The organism is Streptomyces roseofulvus (assembly GCF_039534915.1).
Classification (GTDB): domain Bacteria; phylum Actinomycetota; class Actinomycetes; order Streptomycetales; family Streptomycetaceae; genus Streptomyces; species Streptomyces roseofulvus.
The window spans coordinates 7405374-7427159 of the sequence record NZ_BAAAWE010000001.1 but is presented as its reverse complement, the minus strand read 5'-3'; the positions used below and the strand labels follow the sequence as shown (position 1 = coordinate 7427159).

Below are 21786 nucleotides of genomic sequence, written 5' to 3'. Positions count from 1 at the left end.
TCAGCCCTTCCGCATGCCGCGCAGCTGGACCGCGTAGGCGATGATCGCCGTGATCACGCCCATCACGATCGCCACGGTCGCCGCGTAGTTGTGCTGCCGGCCCGCGAAGGACAGCGAGTAGGTGTAGAGGTTCGGGGTGAAGTCGCTGGTGATGGCGTTGGGCGCGAGCTTCTGCAGGATGCTGGGTTCGTTGAAGAGCTGGAAGCTGCCGATGATCGAGAAGATCGTGGCGATGACGAGGGCGCCCCGGATCGCGGGGAGCTTCACCGAGCGCACGATCCGCCACTCCCCCGCGCCGTCGATCGCCGCGGCCTCGTAGAGCGAGCGCGGGACGATCCTGAGCGCCGAGTAGAAGATCAGCATGTTGTAGCCGACGAACTCCCAGGTGACGATGTTGCCGATCGAGGCGAGCACCAGGGAGGGCGAGAGCGGGTCCGGGAGCGTGACGCCCAGGGCCTCGTTGACGTTCCCGACCAGGCCGAACCGGGTGCCGTACATGAACCCCCAGATCAGGCCGGCGACGACCGCGGGGACGGCGTACGGCAGGAAGACCGACACCCGGAAGAAGCTCGCGCCGTAGAGCCGGCCGCTGTCGATGGCCAGGGCCACCAGGAGGGCGATGCCCAGCATGACCGGCACCTGGATCACCAGGAACAGGCCGACGCGGGTCAGGCCGTCCCAGAAGCGGGGGTCCGTGAGCGCCTCGGTGTAGTTGTCGAGGCCGACGAAGGACGTGCCGCCGATGAGCCGGTCCCGGAAGAGGCTCAGGTAGAGGGCGTAGCCGATCGGCGCCAGGAACACCAGGCCGAAGACCGCGACGAACGGGCCGGCGAAGCCCCATCCCGCCCAGGCTTCCTTGCGGAGGCGGAATCGGGCGCGGCGGGGTGGCGGGGCGGCTGCCCGTGCTGACGTCGACAGGAGCGTCATGGTGGTTCCTTGCATCGGTGACCGACCGGTCGGAAGCGGAGGAGCGGAGCGGTGAGGCGGAAGCGGGGACCTCGGGCCGGGAGGCCGGACGAAGTCTGATCGGAACCCGATGTTTACGTAATCATCGGTGGGCCGATGGTTGCACCACCGTCAGACGGGCGTCAAGCACGAGGAGGCGGCGAATCGGCGGGGACACGGGGGCCGGAGGCGGTGCGGAGCGGGGCCTCGGCGTCGGCTCAGGGGCACGCCGACGGGGCCGCGCGACCGGGTCGGATACGGCCCCGCGGCGGAGGAACAGCAGGTGGGAACGGGCGGCCGCGACCGGGCCGAGGGAGCGGGGGCCGGCCCCGGCGGCGCCGGCCCGCGGTCAGGCGGGCGGGGGCGCCGTGCTGGCCCGGACGACGAGGGTGGGCTCCACGGCGAGCCGCCTGGGACCGCTGGCGCGGCGCTCGATCTGCTCCAGCAGCAGCGTCACGCAGTGCCGGCCCACCACGTCGAAGTCCTGGTGGACGGTGGTCAGCGGCGGCTCGAAGAAGCGCGCCTCGGGCACGTCGTCGAAGCCCGCGACGCTGACCTCGCCCGGGACGGAACGGCCGGCCTCGTGCAGGGCGCGCAGCACGCCGAGGGCCATCTGGTCGTTGGCCGCGAAGACCGCCGTGACGTCGGGGATCTGGGCCAGGGTACGGCCGGCGAGATAGCCGGACTCGGCGGTCCAGTCCCCGTAGAGCACCGGGCGCAGCGGGGCCCCGGCGGCGACCAGGGCGCGTTCCCACGCCTCGGCTCGGCGCCGGGCGGCGAAGGAGTCGTGCGGGCCGCTGACGTGGTAGACGGTGCGGTGGCCCAGCTCCAGGAGGTGGCCGACGACGCTCTGGGTGCCGCGGGCCTGGTCGAAGTCGACGTTCGGGTAGGCGTGGCCGGTGGCGCCGTCGGCGACCACGACCGGCATCGTCGGCGGCAGGTGCAGCGACGGGGTGTCGAGCATCTGCGACTCGACGAGCACGATGCCGTCCACGGACTGCAGCATGAGGTGGCGGAACGCCTGCCGGACGGCGGCCTCGGTCTGGGCCCTGACCCCCATGAAGTTGATCGAGAAGCCGGCCTCGCGGGCCGCGTCCGCGATGGCGCCGAGCGTACGGGCGTTGCCGTGCGCGCCGACGTCGAAGCTGACCACGCCGATCGCGCCGAACTTGCCGGTGACCAGGGCGCGGGCCGCCGCGTTCGGGCGGTAGCCGAGCTCCTGCATCGCGGCCAGCACCTTGGCGCGGGTGGTCTCGTCGACGTTGTCGTGGTTGTTGGCGACGCGGGAGACGGTCTGGGAGGAGACGCCGGCCCGCGCCGCGACCTCCGCCATGGAGGGCCACTTGCGGGGCGGTCGCGACCGGGGCGTCCTCGTCACCTTGTCCGCCACCTCGGACCGCTCCTTCCCTGGACTCCCGGGGCCCGCGCGCGTGCCGTGCCCCATCGAGTCATGTTGACGCAAACAGGCTTGCGCGGTCAAAACATCAGCCGCTTCCGTCCGGGTCCTTGACAGGCCCGCGCACCCCTCCCAGACTTCCGGCTACATCGTGTTTACGAAAACATTACGTCGATCACGGTGCTCCGGCCTACGAAGGCCGTCCCCCTCCCCGGCGCCCCGTCCGCTCCGGTTCCCTCGGCTCGGCCGTCCGCCGCGCCGCCGGCGCGGAGCGCCCGGCCCGACGCATCCTCACGAGGTATCGCTCCATGCGACTCACGATCCATGGGACGGCGGCACTGCTGTGCGCCCTCCTCCTGTCCCTCGTCACCGGCCTGGGCACCGCCCACGCGGCCCCGGTGACCGTCGTCAACGGCACCCAGTTCACGGACCCGGCCGGCAACCCGGTGCACGCGCACGGCGGCGGCGTGCTCAAGGTCGGTGCGTACTACTACTGGTTCGGCGAGAACCGGAACGCCGACAACACCTTCCGCTACGTCTCCGCCTACCGCTCCACCGACCTGAGGACCTGGGAGTTCCGCAACCACGTCCTGACCCAGGCGTCCGACCCCGAACTCGACCGGGCCAACATCGAGCGCCCGAAGGTGATCCACAACAGCGCCACCGGCCAGTTCGTCATGTGGATGCACAAGGAGAACGGCTCCGACTACGGCGAGGCCCGCGCCGCCGTCGCCGTCTCGTCCACCGTGGACGGCGACTACACCTGGCGCGGCAGCTTCCGCCCCCTCGGCCACATGTCCCGGGACATCACGACCTTCGTCGACACCGACGGCACCGGCTACATGATCTCCGCCGCCAACGAGAACGCCGACCTGCACGTCTACCGGCTCACCCCCGACTACACGGCGGTCGAGGCGCGGGTCCAGCGCCTCTGGCCCGGTCAGTGGCGCGAGGCCCCCGCGATGTTCAAGCGCGGTGACGTCTACTTCCTGCTCACCTCCGGCGCCACCGGCTGGTCGCCCAACCAGCAGAAGTACGCCACCGCGAGCAGTATCACCGGCACCTGGAGCGGCCTCCGCGACGTCGGCGACGGGACGGCGTACCGCAGCCAGACCGCCTTCGTCCTCCCGGTCCAGGGCACCAAGGGCACCGACTACCTCTACATGGGGGACCGCTGGGGCGACTCCATGGGCGGGACGGTCAACGACTCGCAGTACGTGTGGCTGCCCCTCCTCTTCCCCACCGCCACCACCATGACCCTGGACTACTCGCCGCAGATCACCGTCGACACCGCCGCCGGCACCGTCACCGGCATGAGCGGGCCCTGGGAGACGCTGGCCGCACGCAGCAGCGGCAGGTGCGCCGACGTGGCGGGCTTCGACGCGTCGGACGGCGCTCCGCTGGTGCAGTGGGGCTGCGGCAGCGGGGTGAACCAGCACTTCTGGTTCAAGAAGCTGGGCACGGGACACGTCCAGATCGTGGCCCGCCACAGCGGCAAGTGCCTGGACGTCGCCGGGGCTTCGACCGCCGACGGAGCGGCCGCGGTGCAGCGCGCCTGCGACGGCTCGGCCTCCCAGCAGTGGCAGGTCCGGACGTCCGCGGTGGCCGGGTACGTCGAACTCGTCGCCCGGCACAGCGGCAAGTGCCTCGACGTGGCGAACTGGGCGGGCTGGGACGGCGCCGCCCTCGACCAGTGGACCTGCAACGCGGGCGACAACCAGCGGTGGCGGCGCTCCGCCGTCTGACCACCGGATCCCGCCCTCATCCGTGCCCCCGGCCGCCGGCCGGGGGCACGGCACCGGACCCCACCCCCGAAGGAGCAGACCGTGATCCCCCTCCGCCACCGGCCGACGTCCGCCCGGCCACGCCTGCCGCGCAGGGCCGCCGCCCTCGGCGCGTCCGCCGTGCTCGCCGCCACGGCCTTCACCGCCGCCGGCCCGGTCCCCCCGGCGGCGAGCGCCGCGGAGGCCCCGGCCGCCGCGCTGACCGTCCGCCTCGACCCCGGCTACCAGCAGCCGGCCTTCCAGGGCTGGGGCACCGCCCTGGCCTGGTTCGCCCATGTCACCGGCGGCTGGCCGGACGCGCGGCGCGAGGCGCTCGCCGACGCCCTGTACGGCTCCGGCGGCCTGGGCCTCACCATCGCCCGGTACAACATCGGGGGCGGCGACAGCCCCGAGACCGCTCCCTACATGCGGCCCGGCGCGGACATCCCCGGCTACTGGAACCGGCCCGGCCCCGAGTCACCGGACTGGTGGAACCCGGCCGACCCGGGCCACTGGAACCCGGACGCCGACGCGAACCAGCGCTGGTGGCTCACCGCCGCCAAGGCGCGCGGCGCCACGACCTTCGAGGCGTTCTCCAACTCGGCGCCGTACTTCATGACCGAGAGCGGGCTGGTCTCGGGAGCGGTCGACCCCTGGAAGGACAACCTCCGCTCCGACCAGTACGAACGCTTCGCCGCCTATCTGACCGGCGCGCTCCGGCGGGCCCAGGCCGCGACCGGCGTCACCTTCGACTCCCTCTCCCCCGTCAACGAGCCCGACACGGACTACTGGCGCGCCGGCGGCCGGCAGGAGGGCTCGCACTGGGACCCGGCCTCCCAGGCCCGGATGATCACGACGCTGCGGTCCGCGCTCGACGCCGCCGGACTGCGGACCCCCATCGCCGCGATGGACGAGACCAACCCCGGGAGGTTCCGCTCGAACTGGGAGTCGTACGCCCCCGCCGTCCGGGCCGCCGTGGGCCGGCTCAACACCCACACGTACGGGACGAACGGCCGCACCGGCGTGCGGGACATCGCCAAGGGCGAGGCGACTCCGCTGTGGATGTCGGAGGTCGATCTCGGCGGCAGCGTCCCGCAGAGCTTCACCGACATGAGCCCGGCACTCGACCTGGCCCGGCGGATCAACGACGACATCCGCGAACTGGAGCCGCGCGCCTGGGTCCTGTGGCAGGCGGTCGAGGACTACGAGAACATGACGCCCGGCCGCGAGAACTCCAACTGGGGCCTGATCCAGACCGACTTCACGCCCGAGGACCCGGCCACCGAGCCGCTGCGCACCAACAAGAAGTACTGGGCGATGGCCCAGTACAGCCGCTTCGTCCGCCCCGGTGCGCGGATCATGGCCACCGACGACCCGGAGACGCTGGCCGCGGTGCGCCCCGGCGGCGCGGGCGTGGTCGTCGTCCACACCAATCCGACCGGCGTCCCGCGTGACGTCACCCTGAACCTCGACGGCTTCGCGACGGCGGCGGACGGCCCCGTCGAGCGGTGGACGACCGACGCCGGCAAGAACCTCCTGCGGGAGGCCGACGCCGCCGTCACCGGCCGGACGCTGAAGGCCACCGTCGGCCCCGGCTCGGTCACCACCTTCGTCCTGCCCACGGTCGGCGGCGTGGACGCGGCCGCGTCGGTCGCGCCCACGGGCATGCCCCGCCTCCTCCGCAACGACCACAGCGGCAAGGCGCTGGCCGTCGCCACCTCGGGCGGGCGCAGCGCCCTCGTCCAGCAGACCGCCGCCGCGGCGGACACCGCCCAGCAGTGGACCTTCACCAAGGTGTCCGCCGCCGACTGGGGCAGCACCGCCGCGTACCGCGTGACCAACACCAGGACCGGCAAGGCGCTCTCCGTGTCCGACGGGGTCCTCGGCCTGGCGTCGCCGGGCTCGTCCACGGCCCAGCAGTGGATGCGTTCGACCACCGGCGACGGCCACCACACGCTCGTCAACGTGGCCGCCGGCACGCTCCTGGACGTCACCGGCGCCTCCACCGCCGACGGCGCGCCCGTGGGGGTCCACCGGCCGACGACCGGCGCCAACCAGTCCTGGACCTTCCCCGCCACGGCCCCGGACGTCTGGCGGCCCCTGGTCCTGCGGCACAGCTCCCAGTGTCTCGACGTGAGCGGCGCGGGTACGCAGGACGGCGTGGCCGTCGTCCAGTACGGCTGCAACGGCGGCACCAACCAGCAGTGGTCGCTCCGGCCCACCGGCGGCGGGTACGTGACCGTCGTCGCCCGCCACAGCGGCAAGTGCCTCGACGTGAGCGGGCTGTCCACGGCCGAGGGCGCCGAGGTGTTCCAGTACGCCTGCAACGGCGGCCGGAACCAGGAATGGGCGGTCCGGAGCACCGGGGACGGACACGTCACGCTGACGGCCCGGCACAGCGCCCGGTGCCTGGCGGTCCGCGACGGCTCGACCTCGGCCGGCGCGCCGGTCGTCCAGCGGACCTGCGACGGGACGACGGCCCAGCAGCTCCGGCTGGGCTGAGGACGCGCGCGAGCCGGGCTCCGACCGGAGGGTCGGAGCCCGGCTCTTCCGCGCGCCGCCGGTGGGGGCTATTCCTCGGTGGGTCCGAGGTCGGGCGCGTCGCGGAGATCGACCGTGCGGGCGCGGTGCGCGGCGTGCAGCTCCAGCACGACGACCTCGTTCGTCCCGGGGCGCAGGACCGGCGCCGGCACGTACAGGGAGCGCTGGGGGCCCCGGGACCAGTATCGGCCGAGCGCGAAGCCGTTGATCCAGGCGTTGCCCTTGGTCCAGCCGTCGAGGTGCAGGAAGGCGTCGGCCGGCTCGGTCACCTCGAAGGTGCCCCGGTGGAAGGCCGGGCCGACGGGGGTCGCGGCGGACGCGGCGAAGGGGAGGGCGTCGAGGGAGGTGAGCGGGAGCGGACGGCTGCTCCATCCGGCGAGTTCGGCGCCGTCCAGGAGGACCTTCCCGAGGAGGCCCTTGCGGTCGTGGACGCCCTCCCCGTAGTTGACCCGGCCCTGGTTCTCGACCAGCACGGTGAGCGTGCAGCCGGCCCGGGGGACGGTGAAGGCGAGGGCGTGCTCGTGGTTCTCCCGCTCCAGGACGCCCACGGGCTGTCCGTCGACGAAGACCTGCGCCCGGTCCCGGACGCGCTCGAACTCCAGGAGGGCCGGGCCCTTCACGGGCAGGGCGGTCTCGTAGAGGACGAAGCCGAAGTCCTGCTCCAGTTCCTCCATGGCCAGGGGGCGGCTCGCCTCGACGGCCGTGCCCAGCAGGGCGGCGTGCTCACGGAGCCCGGCGGTGCCGGTCAGGGCCACGGTCCGCGGGGCGAGCTTGGTGCCGACGGGCGGGACGGGACCCTCGGGCACGGGCGCGTACTTGGCGATCACGTCACGGAAGGCGGCGTACTTCGGGGTCGGGTCGCCGGCCTCGTCGAGCGGAGCGTCGTAGTCGTAGGAGGTGACGGTGGGGCGGTAGGTGTGCTTGTCGTTGGCGCCGTTGGTGAAGCCGAAGTTGGTGCCGCCGTGGAACATGTAGAAGTTGACGGAGGCGCCGGTGGCGAGCAGTTCGTCGAGCTCGCGGGCGGCCTGGTCGGGGTCGCGGACGACGTGGTGCGCGCCCCAGCGGTCGAACCAGCCGATCCAGAACTCCGTGGTCATCAGCGGGGCTTCGGGCCTCACGGCGCGGAGCCCGGCCAGGTGTGCGGCGGACCGGCTGCCGAAGTTGACGGTGGCGAGGACGCCGGGCAGCGCGCCGCGCTCCAGGTCGGCCGGCTGGTCGCAGGTGAAGAGGGGCACGTCGACGCCGCAGCGGCGCAGCGAGTCGGCGAGGTGCTCCAGGTAGGCGGTGTCGTCGCCGTAGGCGCCGTACTCGTTCTCCACCTGGACGGCGAGGACGGGTCCGCCCTGGGTGGCGAGGTACGGCCGGAGGGGGGTGAGGAGCCGGTCGAGGTAGTCGTCGACCGCGGCGAGGAACCGGGGGTCGCGGGAGCGGAGCCGCATGTCCGGCTCGGCGAGCAGCCAGGAGGGGAGGCCGCCGCCCTCCCATTCGGCGCAGATGTACGGCCCGGGGCGGAGCAGGACGTACAGGCCCTCGGCGGCGGCGAGGTCGAGGAACCGGGGCAGGTCGAGGCCGCCGTCCAGCACGAAGCGGCCGGGTCTCGGCTGGTGGAGGTTCCAGGGGACGTACGTCTCGATGGTGTTGAGGCCCATCAGCCGGGCCTTGCGCAGCCGGTCCGCCCACTGGTCGGGGTGGACGCGGAAGTAGTGCAGACCGCCGGACAGGAGCCGAAACGGTGCGCCGTCGAGGGTGAAGCCGCCCTCGTCGATCTGAAGGAGAGGCATGTGCGGTTGCTCCTGTGCTGGGGGTGCGGCTGGGGGTGTGTCCTGCGGGAACGGGGTGGGCCCGCCGCGGGCGCGACGGGCCCGACCCCGTCATGTTTGCGTGAACATAGCTGCCCTGGCAAGCCTCGACACAGGACGGGTGGCACCTCTCAGCGAAGTTCACCGAGCGGCATACGGAACGATTCACCCGTAATCGGGCGGCAGGGCGTCCACGCCGGCATCCGACGGCGCGGCAGGGGACGTCGGGGCGGGCAGGGGGCACTCAGCAGCGACCGCGTCCGGTGTTTACGCTCCCAGCACACCCTCCGGGAGCTTCCGGCGCGGTCAGGCCGTCCGGGGCGGGAGGACCCGCTTGGCGCCGAGCAGCACGCGGTAGCGCTCGCGCGCCGCGAAGTCCTCCGGGCGCCAGACCACCGGGCGCCCCACCTCCGCGCAGAGGTGCAGGATCCCCTCGCCGCCGACGCTCACCCCGACGTGGGCGCCGTAGGCGTCGTCGGTGGCGTTGTACAGGAGCAGGTCGAGCGGGCGGGCGACCGGCACGCGGACGGTGGACGCCGTGTCCTCCCACAGCTCCGAGGAGCGCAGCTCCGGAGGCGTCAGACCGAAGTGCCGGAGCACCTCGTACGCGAACACCTGGCAGTTGGCGCCCGCCGCGAGCCCCGGCCGGGCGGCCACGGCGGCGGAGCCCGGGTAGCGCGAGCCCTCGTAGCGGACCGCCCAGAATCCCGCCGGCAGACGGGAGACGAGCGCATCCGCCCCGCCGTCGCACCGGGACCCGGATTCCACGGAAAACGCCTCTCGCGTCATTCTGGTCCCACCTTTCCCAAACGATTCCGCGGACCCTGCCGGGCACTTCCCGTGACATCTTCACGGAATCGACACGGCGTGATGATCAGTCGGTCCGCACGCCTTCTCAGCGGCGTCGGGGCCGCCCTAAGATTGCCCCGCGCGACTTCGCCCTTCGTCATCGGATCCGTGACTCTTATGGAATTGGGTGAACCATGCCTCCTCGGCTTGTCGGCCATCAAGGCTCCCTGGCTGGACAGCAGTTCCCGATCGGCACCACACCGGTGACGCTGGGCCGCAACGGCGACAACAGCATAGTGATAGTCGGCGAGAACGTTTCACGCTTTCACGCCGAAGTGCGCCGCGAAGGCCATGGATTCGTGCTGTACGACAGCGGCAGCAGTAATGGGACGCGTATCAACGGGACGCGCGTGACCTCCCACGAACTGCAGCCCGGAGATCTCATCGAGATCGGCGCGGAGACGTTCCGGTTCGAGGCGGCCGACGCGATGGAGACCATCCTCGACCTCTCCGTCCTGCGCCCGCTCGTCCCCTCCTCGCCCGCGACCCTGGCGGCGGGGCCGGTGCTGGAGGTCACGGTCTCGGGCGGCGGTCCCGTCGGCCTGAGTTTCGCGCTGCTCCTGGAACACCTCATGGGGCGCCGCGTCGCCCTCACCGTCTACGACGGCCGCTGGACCCAGGACGGGCCGAGGGTGGTGTGGAAGGACGAGAGCCAGGGCAACGTCCGCCGGCAGCAGGTCGTCACGGTGCAGAGCCGCCAGTACCTGAACCTCCCCGAGGAGGTGCAGCGGCGGCTCTTCCGCGGCGACGCGTTCACCGAGATGTGGCCGGTCGGCCCCGACTCGATCCGCGGCCACAGCCCGCGGAACCTCCGGATCGCCTACATCGAGGACACGCTCCTCGACCTCGCGAACGAGAAGCCGGACCGCATCCGGCTGGTCCCCTCCGCCTTCGACCCGGAGGAGCACCGGAATTCCGGGGCGCGGCCGCACGTGCTCGCCATCTGCGAGGGCGGCCGGTCCCGTACCCGGGAGTATTTCGCCGACAGGTTCGGCAGCGCCGACAAGTCGATCTACTCGCTGCACGGCGAGCACATTCAGGACGTCGTCCTCGGCCTGCGCGTGAAGTCGAATCTCACGGATCCCATGACGGTCCTGCTGACCGTCGCCCAGAACCGATTTCTCCTCAACGCCCTGCGCGGCGAGGGATTCCTGAACATGCGGCTCACCGACGCCGAGGCCGCGGAAGTCGTCGGCATCGATCCGGTGCGGCACGTCTTCGAGGAGTGCATCGCCTCCCGCCCGTGCGTGATGGGGCGCGACGACCACGGCGACTTCCAGTGCTCGACGCACAGCACGCTCTTCCTGCCCGCCATGGTCCGGGGTTCGGCGCTGTGGCGGCGGGTGCTGGAGGGGCTCGCGCTGTTCGGCGTCGCCGAGCGGGACCTGAGCGCCGTCACCGCCTTCCGGCTCGACATGGTGCAGCGGCCCCGGTTCACCACCCGGCTGCACCCCGCCACGGCGACCTCCCCGGGGACGTACGGCTTCCTCCTCGGCGACGCCGCCAACGCCATCCACTTCTGGCCCGGCCGCGGCCTCAACAGCGGCCTGGGTTCGGCGATCTCGCTGGCCCGGTCCCTCGACGGGGCCTGGACGGGCCGCCCGTTCCGCGACGCCGACTTCGCGCGCCACGAGGCGGCGATGTCGATGCTCCAGTACCGGCACAAGAGCCGCGCCTGGAACACCATGATCACCACGGACGAGAACGGCGTCAGCCGCCCGATCAAGGAGAAGATCGCCCGGAGCATCGAGGAGTGGGAGGGGAAGGAGCTCGACCGGGAGGCGGACACCGACGCCCTGATGGAACGGCTGCGCTCGATCCGCGACCGCCTGTCGTCCCGCCTCCCCGGCATGCCCGACGACGCGACCCTCCGCGAGCACCTGCGCTCGCTGAACTCCTCGACCCTGCGCACGCTGTGGGAGAGCGGCGCGTGGGACACCCTGATCGTCGGCGGCGAGGAGGTCGACATCGACATCTTCTACCGCCAGGACCCGCCGTCCACCGCGCCGAGGGCCCCGGCCGTCTCCTGACCCTACGGCCGGTGGCGCAGCGCCCCCGGCCACCACACGACCGGTCCGATGTCCCGCACCAGCGCCGGAACCAGCAGCGACCGCACCACGAGCGTGTCGAGCAGGACGCCGAACGCGACGATGAACGCGATCTGCACCAGGAACGCCAGCGGGATGACACCGAGCGCGGCGAACGTGGCCGCCAGGACGACACCGGCGGAGGTGATGACCCCGCCGGTGGCGATCAGGCCCCGGCGGACGCCCTCGCGCGTGCCGTGCAGCTCCGTCTCCTCGCGCACGCGCGACATCAGGAAGATGTTGTAGTCGACGCCGAGGGCGACGAGGAAGACGAAGCCGTAGAGGGGCACCGCGGAGTCGGTGCCGGTGAATCCGAAGACGTGCTCGAAGACCAGGGCGGAGACGCCGAGCGTGGCCACGAAGTTGAGCGCCACCGTGGCCACCAGGAGCAGCGGCAGCAGCAGCGAGCGCAGCAGGCCGACCAGGATCACCAGGATGATCGCGAGCACGACCGGGATGATGAGCTGCCGGTCGCGCTCGGCCGTGAGGCGGGTGTCGTACTGCTGGGCGGTGTATCCGCCGACCAGGGCCTCGGCTCCGGGCACGGCGTGCAGGGTGCTCCGCAGCCGGGCCACGGTGTCCTTGGCGGCGTCGGAGTCCGCGGAGTCCGCGAGCGTGACGTCGATGCGGACGCGGCCGTCGGCGACGACCGGCCGCGTCGTGCCGGGGACCGTGTACACGGCCGCGGAGTCGGCCCCCTCGACGCCCTCGGCGGCGGTGCGCACCCGCTCGGCGGCCCCGGCGTCGGCGATGACCACGACCGGGTTGCCGGCGCCGCCCGGGAAGTGTTCGCCGAGCCGCGCCTGGGCGGCGACGGAGGGAGCGTCCTTGACGAAGATCTCGTCGAGCGGGACGCCCTTCGAGTCGAGCGAGAAGGAGAAGGCCGCACAGGCGAGGAGGGCGGCGAGGGAGCCCGCCCAGACCTTGCGCGGCGCGCGGTCGACGAGCCCCGCGACCTTGTGCCAGACCCGGTGCGCCTCGGCCCCGGCCGCCGCCTTGGGCCGGGCCGGCCAGTAGGCCGCCCGTCCGAGCAGCACCAGGACGGCGGGGAGGAAGGTCACGGCGCTGAGGACCGCGCAGACGATCCCGATGGCACCGACGGGGCCGAGGGCCCGGTTGTTGGTGAGGTCGCTGAACAGCAGGGCGAGCAGGCCGAGCGCGACCGTCGCGGCGCTGGCCACGATCGGCCCGAAGGACTGCCGGAGCGCGGCGCGCATGGCCGGGATCCGGTCGCCGTCCCGCGCGCCGAGCTCCTCGCGGTAGCGGGCGGCGAGCAGCAGGGCGTAGTCCGTCGCCGCGCCGATGACGAGGATGGACAGGATGCCCTGGACCTGGCCGTCGACCCGTACGACGTCGTTGTCCGCCAGGACGTACACGACGGCGCAGGCCAGGCCGAGGGCGAACACCGCGCCCACGATGATCACGAGCGGGAGCAGCACGCTGCGGTAGACCAGCAGCAGGATGACCAGGACCGTCACCAGGGCGACGACGAGGAGCAGACCGTCGATGCCCGAGAAGGCGTCGCCGAGGTCCGCCTGGGTGGCCGCGGGGCCGGCCAGCCAGGTCTCGGTGCCCGGTACGGCGGAGGCTGCCGCGTCGACCTTCCCGAGCACCGCGGTCAGGTCGTCGCCGAGGTCCGGGCGGAGCTGGACGATGCCCCGCAGGGCTTCGCCGTCCGCCGACGGAAGCGCCGGGGAGGGGGCGCCGACGACGCCCTCGGCGCCCTTGAGCGACGCCAGCGCCCGCGTGGCGGCTTCCCGCGCCGCAGGGTCGACGGCGCCGCCGCCCTCGGCGGTCCAGACGACCAGGGCGGGGAGGGTCTCTTCCTGGCGGAACGCCTCCTGCGCCCGCAGCACCTGCGTCGACTCCGCGCTGCGCGGCAGGAAGGCGGCCTGGTCGTTGGTCGACACCTCGCCGAGCTTGCCGGCGTAGGGGCCGAGGCCGCCTCCCACGGCCAGCCAGACGACAAGGACCAGAAGCGGCAGCAGTCTGCTCGCCCACCGTGCGGGTGTGGACATGGAGGCCCCCAGGCTTCTCTCTCGATGATTAACAATCTCAATGATCGAGAGATATTGAAACACGTCGGGTATCGGTGTCGAGTCTTCGCCCCCTGCACGCCGAACGGATGCGGAGGAAGGCGCCCTCGGCGACGCGGCCGCCGGGCCACGGGTCAGGTGCGCAGATGGGTGCGGGTCAGGTCCGCGGGCGGGTGCGGGTCAGGTCCGCGGGGGGGTGCGGGTCAGGTCCGCGGCGGAACGCGCAGCTCGCCGAGTTCGTCGTTGAGCGCGTCCAGGTACCTCAGCACGGTCGCGAGCTCGTCGTCGCTGAAACGGCCGCTCGCACGGTCGGCCGCCTGCGCGAGCGGCATGAAGTAGGCGCGGGCCACCGACCGCGCGCCCTCGTCGTAGTGGATGCGGACGACCCTGCGGTCGTCGTCCGCCCTGCTGCGCCGGATGTGGCCCGCCTTCTCCAGCCTGTCGAGGCACGCCGTCACGGCACCGGACGTCAGACCGAGGTGCTCCCTGAGCATGCCCGGGGTGGCCGCGCCGGAACTGTCCATCACGAACGAGAGCGCGTGGATGTCGGTCGGGTGGAGCTTCTGCTCGAGGGCGAAGCCGTGGACCAGACGGTTCATCTCGCCGAGCATCCGCCGCAGGGCCACCCCGAACCTCTGCCGGGCACCGCTGTCCGCGGTGCGGGCCGCAGCCGCCTCGACGTTCCCCTCGTTCACCGGACCAGCCTATGCCGCGGCCCGGCCTCGCGTCGCATCACCCCGTCCTTCTCCGCTTCCGGCGCCTCCGGCGAACAGGCAGTGCCGATTCCTGCCTGTGGTTCTGCCTGGAGGCGGAACGGGCCCGCTGCTTGGCTGGTGGTGCGGGCGGAAAACCGGCGGTCCTCTTCCGGATCGGCGCGGCGGGCCGTTCGCGTGCGTGACAGCCCGGAGCGACTTCCCCGGAGCGACTTCCCCTGAGCGGAGAGAAATTGAGCGTGGTGATGACGACCGCCTCCGTGCCGGACCGGGACAAGGTGGAGTACTGGAACGACGCGGTGAGCAGGGCGCTGGTGCCGATGGAGGTCGCCCCCCGGGGCGTCGGGCCGTTCGACGGCCGGATCGCCACCAGCCGTCTCGCCTACCTCCAGGTCTCCACCGTGGAGGCCGACGCGGGGCGGGTCAGCCGCACGCCGGCGCTCATCGCCAGGTCGTCCGCGCCGCTGGTGGCGGTCGGTGTCCAGACGTCCGGCACGGCCACCTTCGTCCAGGACGGCAGACGGGCCGAGGTGGGTGAGGGCGACCTGGTGGTGTACGACACGACCCGGCCGTACTCCTTCGACTACCCGCGGCGGTTCGCCACGCACGTCTTCCAGCTGCCCCGCCGCACGCTGGGCGTGCCGGACAGCGACATCCGGCAGGTCACCGGCAACGCCATCGGCACCGGGAACGGCTTCGGCGCGATGCTGCTCCCGTTCCTGGCCACCCTGGCCTCCTCCCCCGCCGACCGCTACCCGCCGGCGGTCGCGGACCGGCTGGCCGGCAACGTCGTCGAGCTGTTCGCCACCCTGATCACCGAGCGGGCCCATCCGGGCGGCGCGGTCGCGGACGCCCCGAGCCATCTGGTGCGCCGCGTCCGCGACCACATCAACCGGAACCTGGGCGACCCGGACCTGTCACCGGAGGGCATCGCCCGGGCGCACCGGATCTCCGTCCGGTACCTGCACCGGCTGTTCGAGGGCGAGGGGACCACGGTCAGCCGGTTCATCCGGCAACGGCGCCTGGAGGAGTGCGGCCGTGAACTGGGCCGCCGCGGCGGGACGACGCCCACCGTGTCCGCCGTGGCCCAGAGGTGGGGCTTCGTCAGCCCGGCCCACTTCAGCCGCTCCTTCCGCGCCGCCTACGGCGTCTCCCCCCGGGAATGGCGCGCCCTGCGCACCGCCGAGGACGATCGCGCGGGAGCCACGGGGGCCGCTCCGGCGTCGGGGCTTCCCGCCCGAGTCCCCGCTGCCGGCCGGCACGCGGCCGGTCCCGCGCCGGCGGGAGACTCCGGGTGACCGAGTTCGTCCCCCCGTCGTCTCGCCCCGTCCTGGACCACGCCACGCTGGCCTTCGTCTCCCGGCACACCTGCCCGCCGGCGGCCCCCGACCGGGATCCGCGGCAGGCCCGGCTGGACTTCGCGCGTCTCCAGGGCTCGGACGAGCCCGACCCGCGCGAGGAGGAGGCCGTCTCCACGGAGTGGCTGGCCCTGCCGGGAGGGCCGACCGGTCACGTACGGGTGCGGGTGGTCAGGCCGGCCGACAGCGTCGGCGAGATCCCCGTCGTGCTGTACCTGCACGGCCTCGGGTGGGTTCTCGGCGACGCCGACACCCATGCCCGTCTGGCGCGCGCGTTCGCCCTCGGCGCGGACGCGGCCGTGGTGTTCGTCGAGTACGCGCGCGCCCCCGAGGCGCGGTATCCGGTGGCCGTCGAGCAGTGCTACGCCGTCGCGAAATGGGTCTGCGAGCGGGGCGGTGACATCGGCCTGGACGGCAGCCGGATGGCCGCCGTGGGCGACTCGACGGGCGGCAACCTGGTGGCGGCGCTGACCCTGCTCGCCAAGGAGCGCGGCGGGGTCCGGCTGCTCCAGCAGGTGCTGCTCTGCCCGGTCACCGACGCCGGCTGCGACACGCCGTCGTACCGGGAGTTCGCCACCGGATCCTTCCTCGGGGGCGCGACCATGCGCTGGTTCTGGGACCAGTACCTGCCCGACGTGCGGCAGCGGAGCCAGGTCACCGCGTCACCCCTGAGGGCGTCCCTGGAACAGCTCGCCGGGCTGCCGCCGGCGCTGGTGGTCACCGGCGACGCCGACGTGGCGCGCGACGAGGGCGAGGCGTACGCGGCGAGGCTCCGGGCGGCCGGCGTACCGGTGGTCGCCCTGCGCTACCACGGGACCGTCCACGGCTTCATGGTGCTGGATCCGCTCCGCGACACGGACTCCGCCCGCGCCGCCCTCGTCCAGGCCCTCGACACCGTGCACGTCGCCCTGCACCGGCGCCGCGGCTGAGCCCCCGTGCTCATGCCGCGGGGAGCGTGGCCAGGAGCCTCCGCGCGGTCTTCAGGTCCTTGCCGTCGACCGCTTCGCCCAGGGCGACGGCCTGACGGAGACAGGACCGTGCTTCGTCGGTCTCCCCCAGCTCGATCAGGGCCTCTCCCAGGTACACGAAGGTGCTGCCCTCGATGTGGGGCATGCCGAGGCGGCCGGACAGCGTCAGGGCGTCGCGATAGTGGTCGGCCGCCTCGCGCCACCGCAGCAGTTCCGCGTAGCTCCGGCCGAGCGCGCGGGTGGCGTTGGCGCGGTTCATGGCGGCGAGGTGCCCGCTCACCGGGCAGTCGGGGGCGTCCAGGAAATCGACGACGCGCTGGTGCAGGATCACGGCCTCCTCGGCACGACCGAGCAGGCGCAGGGAGGTGCCGTGGGTGAACATGGCCCCCAGCCAGCCCTCGCGGTCGTCGGTCTCCTCGTAGAGTCCTATCGCGGCGAGCGAGGTGTCGGCGGCCTCCCGGACCTCGCCGAGCGCCGACCGGGCCCATGCCGCCAGCGTCAGGGCCGACGCCTGCTGGGGGACGTTCCCGGCCCGCCGGGCGAAGCGCAGCCCCTCCGCGGCCTGTTCGACGGCCTCCCGGTACCGGGATTCGCAGGAGAGGGACCAGGAGAGCATGTTGTGGTGAAAGGCCCGCATGTCGTGGTCGTCGAGCGCGGCGGCGGACACCACGCCCAGGCGGAACACCTCCGGCCAGTGGCCCCAGTGGACCCACAGGTTGACGAACCACTCCATGGCGCGGGTCGTCCGCAGGAGCTGGGCGTCCTCCCCCCGCCGATGGGCTCCGCGCAGTGCTGCCAGCCAGGACGGGGCTTCGTTCTGGAGCCAGGTACGGGCCTCCTCCGCGCTCTCCAGCGGGACCAGCCCCTGCCAGGACGGCGGCGGCGCCCCGTACTCGGGCTGGTACCAGCGGCCGGCGACGACGGCCGTCTCCAGGAGCCAGGCGCGCAACCGGTCCTCGGCCGCCTCCCGCTCGCCGGGCTCCTCGTCGCGGGGCAGCCGGGCGCGCCCGAACAGCCGGAGCAGGTCGTGCAGCTGGTACCGGCCCGCGAAGGTGGCCTGGAGCAGTCCGGCCTCGACCAGCTCCTCCATCACGTCCTCGGCCTCGAAGGCGTCGGTGGCGGTCAGCGCGGCACCGTAGGCGGCGGTCATGTCCGGCCCCGGGACCAGACTCAGCAGCCGCAGCATGCGCGCCGCCTGGCCGGTCAGCTGACGGTACGACAGCTCGAACGCCGCCTCGACCCGTACGTCGCCGGCGGCGAGCGCGCCCAGCCGGCGCTCCTCGTCGGCCAGGCGCCTGACCAGGTGCTCGACCGTCCAACCGGAGCGGACCGTCAGCCAGTTGCCCGCCACCCGCAGGGCCAGCGGCAGTCGCCCGCACAACTCCGCCACCCGCGCCACGGCCGCGGCCTCGGCGTCCGCCCGCTCCGCACCCAGGATCCGGCGCAGCAGGCCGACCGCCTCCTCCTGCGTCATCTCCGTCAGCGGGAGGCGGCCGACGTCCTCCAGGCCGGTCAGGGGCCGCCGGCTGGTGACCAGCACCAGACTCCGCCCGCCCGCCGGCAGCAGCTCGCGCACCTGCCGCTCGTCACGGGCGTTGTCCAGCACCACCAGGCACCGGCGGTCGCCCAACAGCGCCCGCAGCAGCCCCGCGCGGCCCTGCGGGTCCTCCTGCGCCAGCCGGCGGTCCGACACCCCGAGGGCCTTCAGCAGCTTCAGCAGCGCCTCGCCGGTGTCCACCGGGCCGTCCACCCCGTGCAGGTCCACCACGAAACAGCCGTCGGGGAACCCCTCCGCCAGATCCGCCGCCGCCTTCAGCGCCAGCGTCGTCTTCCCGCACCCCGGAGGGCCCGAGACCACCCACACCGTCGCTCCCCCGTCGGCCCGGACCCGTTCCGCGGCCGCCCTCAGGAGGGCCAGCTCCGGTGCGCGCCCCGTGAAGTCCCCCACCGAACGGGGCGGTACGACCGTGCCCGCCACCGCGACGGCACGCGTCGGGCGGGCGGCGCGCGCCGTGGCCAGCAGCGCCTCCCGCTCGTCGTCCGCGAGTCCGAGTCCCTCCGCCAGCGCCACCACCGTGCGCCGCTGCGGCACCAGACTGCGCCCGCGCTCCATGTCGCCGATGGCCCGGACGCTCACGCCCGACGCCTCGGCCAGCTCCTCCATCGTCAGACGGCCGCGCTGCCGCAGACCGCGCAGCACGGTGCCGAAGGACTTCTTCCCGTACACGACTCTCCCTCGGCGTGCGGTGGATGTGCGCCGCGGCCGGGGTCCGGGAGCCGAGGCGCACCCGGCCGCCTCTCCCCGCCGCGGTCATCCATCAGTCTGGGGAAACGGCCACGTCGGCACATCGCACGAATCGTCCATTGCCCCGGCGCCCGTGGGGGGTACGAAGCGACTACTCTCCGCTGTCGCGCTGCCTGACCAGCCGGGTGAGCTCCGCGCGCGAGGTGACGTCCAGCTTGGTGAAGGCCCTCCGCAGGCGGGAACCCACCGTGTGCGGCGAGAGGGAGAGCCGCTCGGCCACCTGCCGGTTGGCCAGGCCCTGGGCGACGAGGCGGGCCACCCGTGTCTCCGCCGGCGTCAACTCGGGCCAGGCGTCGTCGGGTCGGGCCGTCGAGGGCCGGCGGCGGACGCCCGCGGCCCGGAGCCGCCGACTCACCCGTGCGGCGTCCCGTTCGGCGCCCGCCCGCGTGTAGAGCGCGAGGGCCTGTTCGTAGGACGGCACCGCTTCGGCCCTGCGGGTGGCCGCCAGCTTGCGTCCGGCGTCCTCCAGCGCCGACGCCCGGGCCAGGACCCGGGGGCAGTCCTCGTACAGCCGGACGGCGCGGACGAGCGGGGCGAGGTCGTTGTCGAGGAGTCCCCGGGCGTGCGCGGCGGTGGCGGCGAGGAAGGGGAGGCCGGGATTGAGCACGGCCCGCCGCTCGGCCGTGGCGACCGCCTGCGCGGCCCGTTCGTGCCGGCCCGCGCGCAGCGCCATGCGGACGAGCACGGGGGCGTCGGCGGGGTCGATCAGGCCGGCGTAGGCGGGCCGGTCCGCGGCGGGTGTCGTCATCACCGCGTCGAGCGCGGCCATGGCACGGTCCGGCCGGTCCTCGTGGTCGGCCATCAATGCCAGCATCCAGGCGCCGAAGTGGCGGACCACGAGCGCGTCGTCGTCGCGCATGCGCCTCGCCTCCGCCGCGTACGCCTCCGCGGTCCGCCGGTCGCCGGTGTGCAGGGCGACGCGCAGCATCACGTACCGCAGCGTGACGTCGGCGAGGTTGCCCGGGCCGGGTTCGCCGGCCCCCGGGAACGCGGCTTCCGCGTCGGCCCGGGCGTCCGACAGCCGTCCGGTCTCCAGGAGGACGCGGGTGCGGGTCATGAGCCACATGCGGGTGGCGACCGTGCGGCCCTGCTCCCCGGTGACCCGGATGCCCTCCTCCGTGGCGGCGAGCGCCTCCGCGGTGCGTCCGGCGGTGTTCGACAGGAGGGCGTGCCACAGGGCCTCCGGTACCCACAGCGAGGTGCTGACGCCCAGGGCGTCGGCCAGCGCGGCGGACCGCTCGGCCTGCCGGAACGCCTCGGCCAGGTCCATGCGGTGGAAGCTCGCGGCGGAGCGGACCGTCGTCAGCGTGGCCTCGGCGGTGCGGTCCCCCGCGACCGCCGCGGTCTCCCACGCCTGTGCGGCGACCCGCTCGGCCGCCGCGTGTTCGCCCGACATCGACAGGCCGACGGCGAGCATGGCGAGCAGGCGGCCCCTCGCGGTCGGGGAGATCCCGGGCAGGGCCGCCCCGGCGCGGGCCTGCCGGACCGCCTCGGTGAAGTCGAACTGCACGGAGAGGCGGGCCAGGGCCAGGCGGACGAACGCCTCGTCCTCGGACGCGAGGCCGCCGGCCGCGAGGGTGTCGGCGCCCAGTGCCCGCGCCTGGGCGACCCGGCCCGTCTGCCAGAGCAGCGGGATCGTCTCGGCCACCACCCGCGGCCGCTCCGGGGCGTCCGCGGCGAGGAGTGCGAGGGCTTGGAGGCTGCGGTCCGCGGCGGTTCGGGGATCGGTGACGGCGAGTTCGGCCGCCTCGGCGCGCAGCCGGTCGGCCTCCGCGGCGTCTCCCGGCGCCGCTCCCCCGCCCTCGGTCGCGGTGGCCGGCGGCCCGCCGGGCGGCAGCCCGGCGTGGCGGCGCAGGGCCTGACGCAGGGTCAGCGGGAGGCCGGCCTCCACCGCCTCGCGGATCAGGTCCTGGCGGAAGGCGAGGCGGTCGCCGCTCTCGGTGAGCAGGTCGGCGTCGAGGGCTTCCCGTACGGCGGTGATGAGCGCCGCCGGGGTCCTGCCGAGCAGGTCGGCGAGGAGCGCGACGGTGACCGTGCCGCCCACGGCGGCCGCCGTCCGCACCAGCTCGCGCGCCCCGTCGGACAGCTGGTCGAGGCGGCGTTCGACGGAGGGGAGGTGCCGTGGGGCGGGGGATCCGGCCGGCAGCGCGGCCGTGCCGTTCTCGATCGTCACCGCCTCCTCGCGCAGCGAAGCGAGCAGCTCGACGAGCAGCTGGGGCACCCCCTCGGCGCGGCGGGCGAGGCGGAGGACGTCCGGGCCGGGAGGGGCGCCGAGGACGTCCTCGGCGATCCGGGCGACCGCCCGGTCCTCCAGCGCCTCCAGGACCAGCTCGTGGGCGCCCGCCTGGCGGATCCGGTCCAGGGTGGTGCGCACCGCGGACGGCACGCTGCCGGAGCGGACGGCGGCCAGCCACAGGATCGGGTGCGCCGAGAGTCCCGCCGCGAGGGTGTGGAAGGTGAGGAGGGTCAGGTCGTCGCACCACTGGAGGTCGTCGAGGACGACGAGCAGGGGTCCGTTCCGGGCCGCCTCCCGCAGGCGGTCCCCCAGCTCCTGGAGCAGCCAGAAGCGCCGGCCGGGGGACGTGGCGAGGTCCCGGAGCGGTGCGGCGCCCGCCAGCGGGTCCTCGCCGGAGAGTACGGCTTCCAGGAGGGGGCCGAGCGGTACGAACTGGGCGTCGGGGTCGGCCGCGCCCTCGAACACCCGTGTCCCGCGCCGCCTCGCGGACGCCGCGGCCTCGGCCAGGATCCTGGTCCTGCCGATGCCGGCGGGGCCCTCGACGAGGACGATCCCGCCCGTGCCGCGGCCGAGCGCGTCGAGCCGCTCCTCGACGGACGCGCGTGCGGCGTCCCTGCCCCGGAGGGGTGTCCGTACGCCGTCGGGCTCGTCGGGCGTGGTTCTCGTCGTGCTTCGCTTCCCGCTCATACGGCGGACCAGTATGAACGATGCGTACCACCCCGTCGGCCGCGGACGGGGCGGCCGCGGGGCGGGGTGACGCCGGGGTCCGGCGTCACCCGGCGGTGTCAGC

Annotated in this window: 13 protein-coding genes and 1 pseudogene; 6 read left to right on the top strand and 8 right to left on the bottom strand. The window is 73.7% G+C overall.

What is annotated here, in order from left to right:
- The gene (locus ABFY03_RS34155; RefSeq protein ID WP_346171787.1) at positions 1–927 is read right to left on the bottom strand and encodes a carbohydrate ABC transporter permease; all 927 of its coding nucleotides are present in this window, start codon (positions 925–927) and stop codon (positions 1–3) included.
- A gap of 367 nt (positions 928–1294) precedes the next feature.
- The gene (locus tag ABFY03_RS34150; protein ID WP_346172350.1) at positions 1295–2278 is read right to left on the bottom strand and encodes a LacI family DNA-binding transcriptional regulator; all 984 of its coding nucleotides are present in this window, start codon (positions 2276–2278) and stop codon (positions 1295–1297) included.
- Positions 2279–2649: 371 nt separating this feature from the next.
- Between ABFY03_RS34150 and ABFY03_RS34145 the strand changes: the two genes are divergently transcribed.
- Complete coding sequence (locus ABFY03_RS34145) at positions 2650–4086, top strand: RICIN domain-containing protein (RefSeq protein WP_346171786.1); 1437 nt, start codon at positions 2650–2652, stop codon at positions 4084–4086.
- Between the two features lie 81 nt (positions 4087–4167).
- Positions 4168–6606 carry an RICIN domain-containing protein gene (locus ABFY03_RS34140; RefSeq protein WP_346171785.1) on the top strand — a complete coding sequence of 813 codons (2439 nt, stop codon included), beginning with the start codon at positions 4168–4170 and terminating at the stop codon, positions 6604–6606.
- 68 nt (positions 6607–6674) lie between these two features.
- Here ABFY03_RS34140 and ABFY03_RS34135 read toward each other — a convergent pair whose 3' ends face one another.
- Positions 6675–8426 carry a glycoside hydrolase family 35 protein gene (locus ABFY03_RS34135; protein ID WP_346171784.1) on the bottom strand — a complete coding sequence of 584 codons (1752 nt, stop codon included), beginning with the start codon at positions 8424–8426 and terminating at the stop codon, positions 6675–6677.
- Between the two features lie 324 nt (positions 8427–8750).
- The gene (locus ABFY03_RS34130; RefSeq protein ID WP_346171783.1) at positions 8751–9212 is read right to left on the bottom strand and encodes an NlpC/P60 family protein; all 462 of its coding nucleotides are present in this window, start codon (positions 9210–9212) and stop codon (positions 8751–8753) included.
- 215 nt (positions 9213–9427) lie between these two features.
- Between ABFY03_RS34130 and ABFY03_RS37985 the strand changes: the two are divergent.
- A pseudogene (locus ABFY03_RS37985) lies at positions 9428–9655 on the top strand (FHA domain-containing protein); the annotation flags it as partial.
- Positions 9644–11323: an FAD-dependent monooxygenase family protein gene (locus ABFY03_RS34125; protein ID WP_386723510.1), complete on the top strand. Its 1680-nt coding sequence runs from the start codon at positions 9644–9646 to the stop codon at positions 11321–11323. The pseudogene ABFY03_RS37985 and the gene ABFY03_RS34125, both read left to right, overlap by 12 nt.
- A gap of 2 nt (positions 11324–11325) precedes the next feature.
- On the opposite strand, the gene ABFY03_RS34120 is transcribed toward ABFY03_RS34125, so the two are convergent.
- Complete coding sequence (locus tag ABFY03_RS34120; RefSeq protein ID WP_346171782.1) at positions 11326–13398, bottom strand: MMPL family transporter; 2073 nt, start codon at positions 13396–13398, stop codon at positions 11326–11328.
- A 221-nt stretch (positions 13399–13619) separates the two neighbouring features.
- Positions 13620–14111: a MarR family winged helix-turn-helix transcriptional regulator gene (locus ABFY03_RS34115; protein WP_319009907.1), complete on the bottom strand. Its 492-nt coding sequence runs from the start codon at positions 14109–14111 to the stop codon at positions 13620–13622.
- A 251-nt stretch (positions 14112–14362) separates the two neighbouring features.
- Here ABFY03_RS34115 and ABFY03_RS34110 point away from each other — a divergent pair, with 251 nt between their 5' ends.
- Positions 14363–15427, top strand: coding sequence for an AraC-like ligand-binding domain-containing protein (locus ABFY03_RS34110; protein WP_428838200.1), 1065 nt, complete (start codon positions 14363–14365; stop codon positions 15425–15427).
- Complete coding sequence (locus ABFY03_RS34105; RefSeq protein WP_346171780.1) at positions 15424–16416, top strand: alpha/beta hydrolase; 993 nt, start codon at positions 15424–15426, stop codon at positions 16414–16416. Before ABFY03_RS34110 ends, ABFY03_RS34105 begins: the two co-directional genes overlap by 4 nt.
- 10 nt (positions 16417–16426) lie before the next feature.
- On the opposite strand, the gene ABFY03_RS34100 is transcribed toward ABFY03_RS34105, so the two are convergent.
- Together ABFY03_RS34100 and ABFY03_RS34095 are read right to left on the bottom strand one after the other, a co-directional pair.
- Positions 16427–18682 carry a helix-turn-helix domain-containing protein gene (locus tag ABFY03_RS34100; RefSeq protein WP_346171779.1) on the bottom strand — a complete coding sequence of 752 codons (2256 nt, stop codon included), beginning with the start codon at positions 18680–18682 and terminating at the stop codon, positions 16427–16429.
- A 169-nt stretch (positions 18683–18851) separates the two neighbouring features.
- A complete protein-coding gene (locus tag ABFY03_RS34095) occupies positions 18852–21683 on the bottom strand; it encodes a helix-turn-helix transcriptional regulator (RefSeq protein WP_346171778.1) in 2832 nt (943 codons plus the stop codon).
- Positions 21684–21786 lie beyond the last annotated feature (103 nt).

Bases quoted from the DNA above. Each gene is read 5' to 3' on its own strand.
- ABFY03_RS34155 (WP_346171787.1), bottom strand. From the start codon at position 927: ATGACGCTCCTGTCGACGTCAGCACGGGCAGCCGCCCCGCCACCCCGC.
- ABFY03_RS34150 (WP_346172350.1), bottom strand. From the start codon at position 2,278: ATGGCGGAGGTCGCGGCGCGGGCCGGCGTCTCCTCCCAGACCGTCTCC.
- ABFY03_RS34145 (WP_346171786.1), top strand. From the start codon at position 2,650: ATGCGACTCACGATCCATGGGACGGCGGCACTGCTGTGCGCCCTCCTC.
- ABFY03_RS34135 (WP_346171784.1), bottom strand. From the start codon at position 8,426: ATGCCTCTCCTTCAGATCGACGAGGGCGGCTTCACCCTCGACGGCGCA.
- ABFY03_RS34120 (WP_346171782.1), bottom strand. From the start codon at position 13,398: ATGTCCACACCCGCACGGTGGGCGAGCAGACTGCTGCCGCTTCTGGTC.
- ABFY03_RS34095 (WP_346171778.1), bottom strand. From the start codon at position 21,683: ATGAGCGGGAAGCGAAGCACGACGAGAACCACGCCCGACGAGCCCGAC.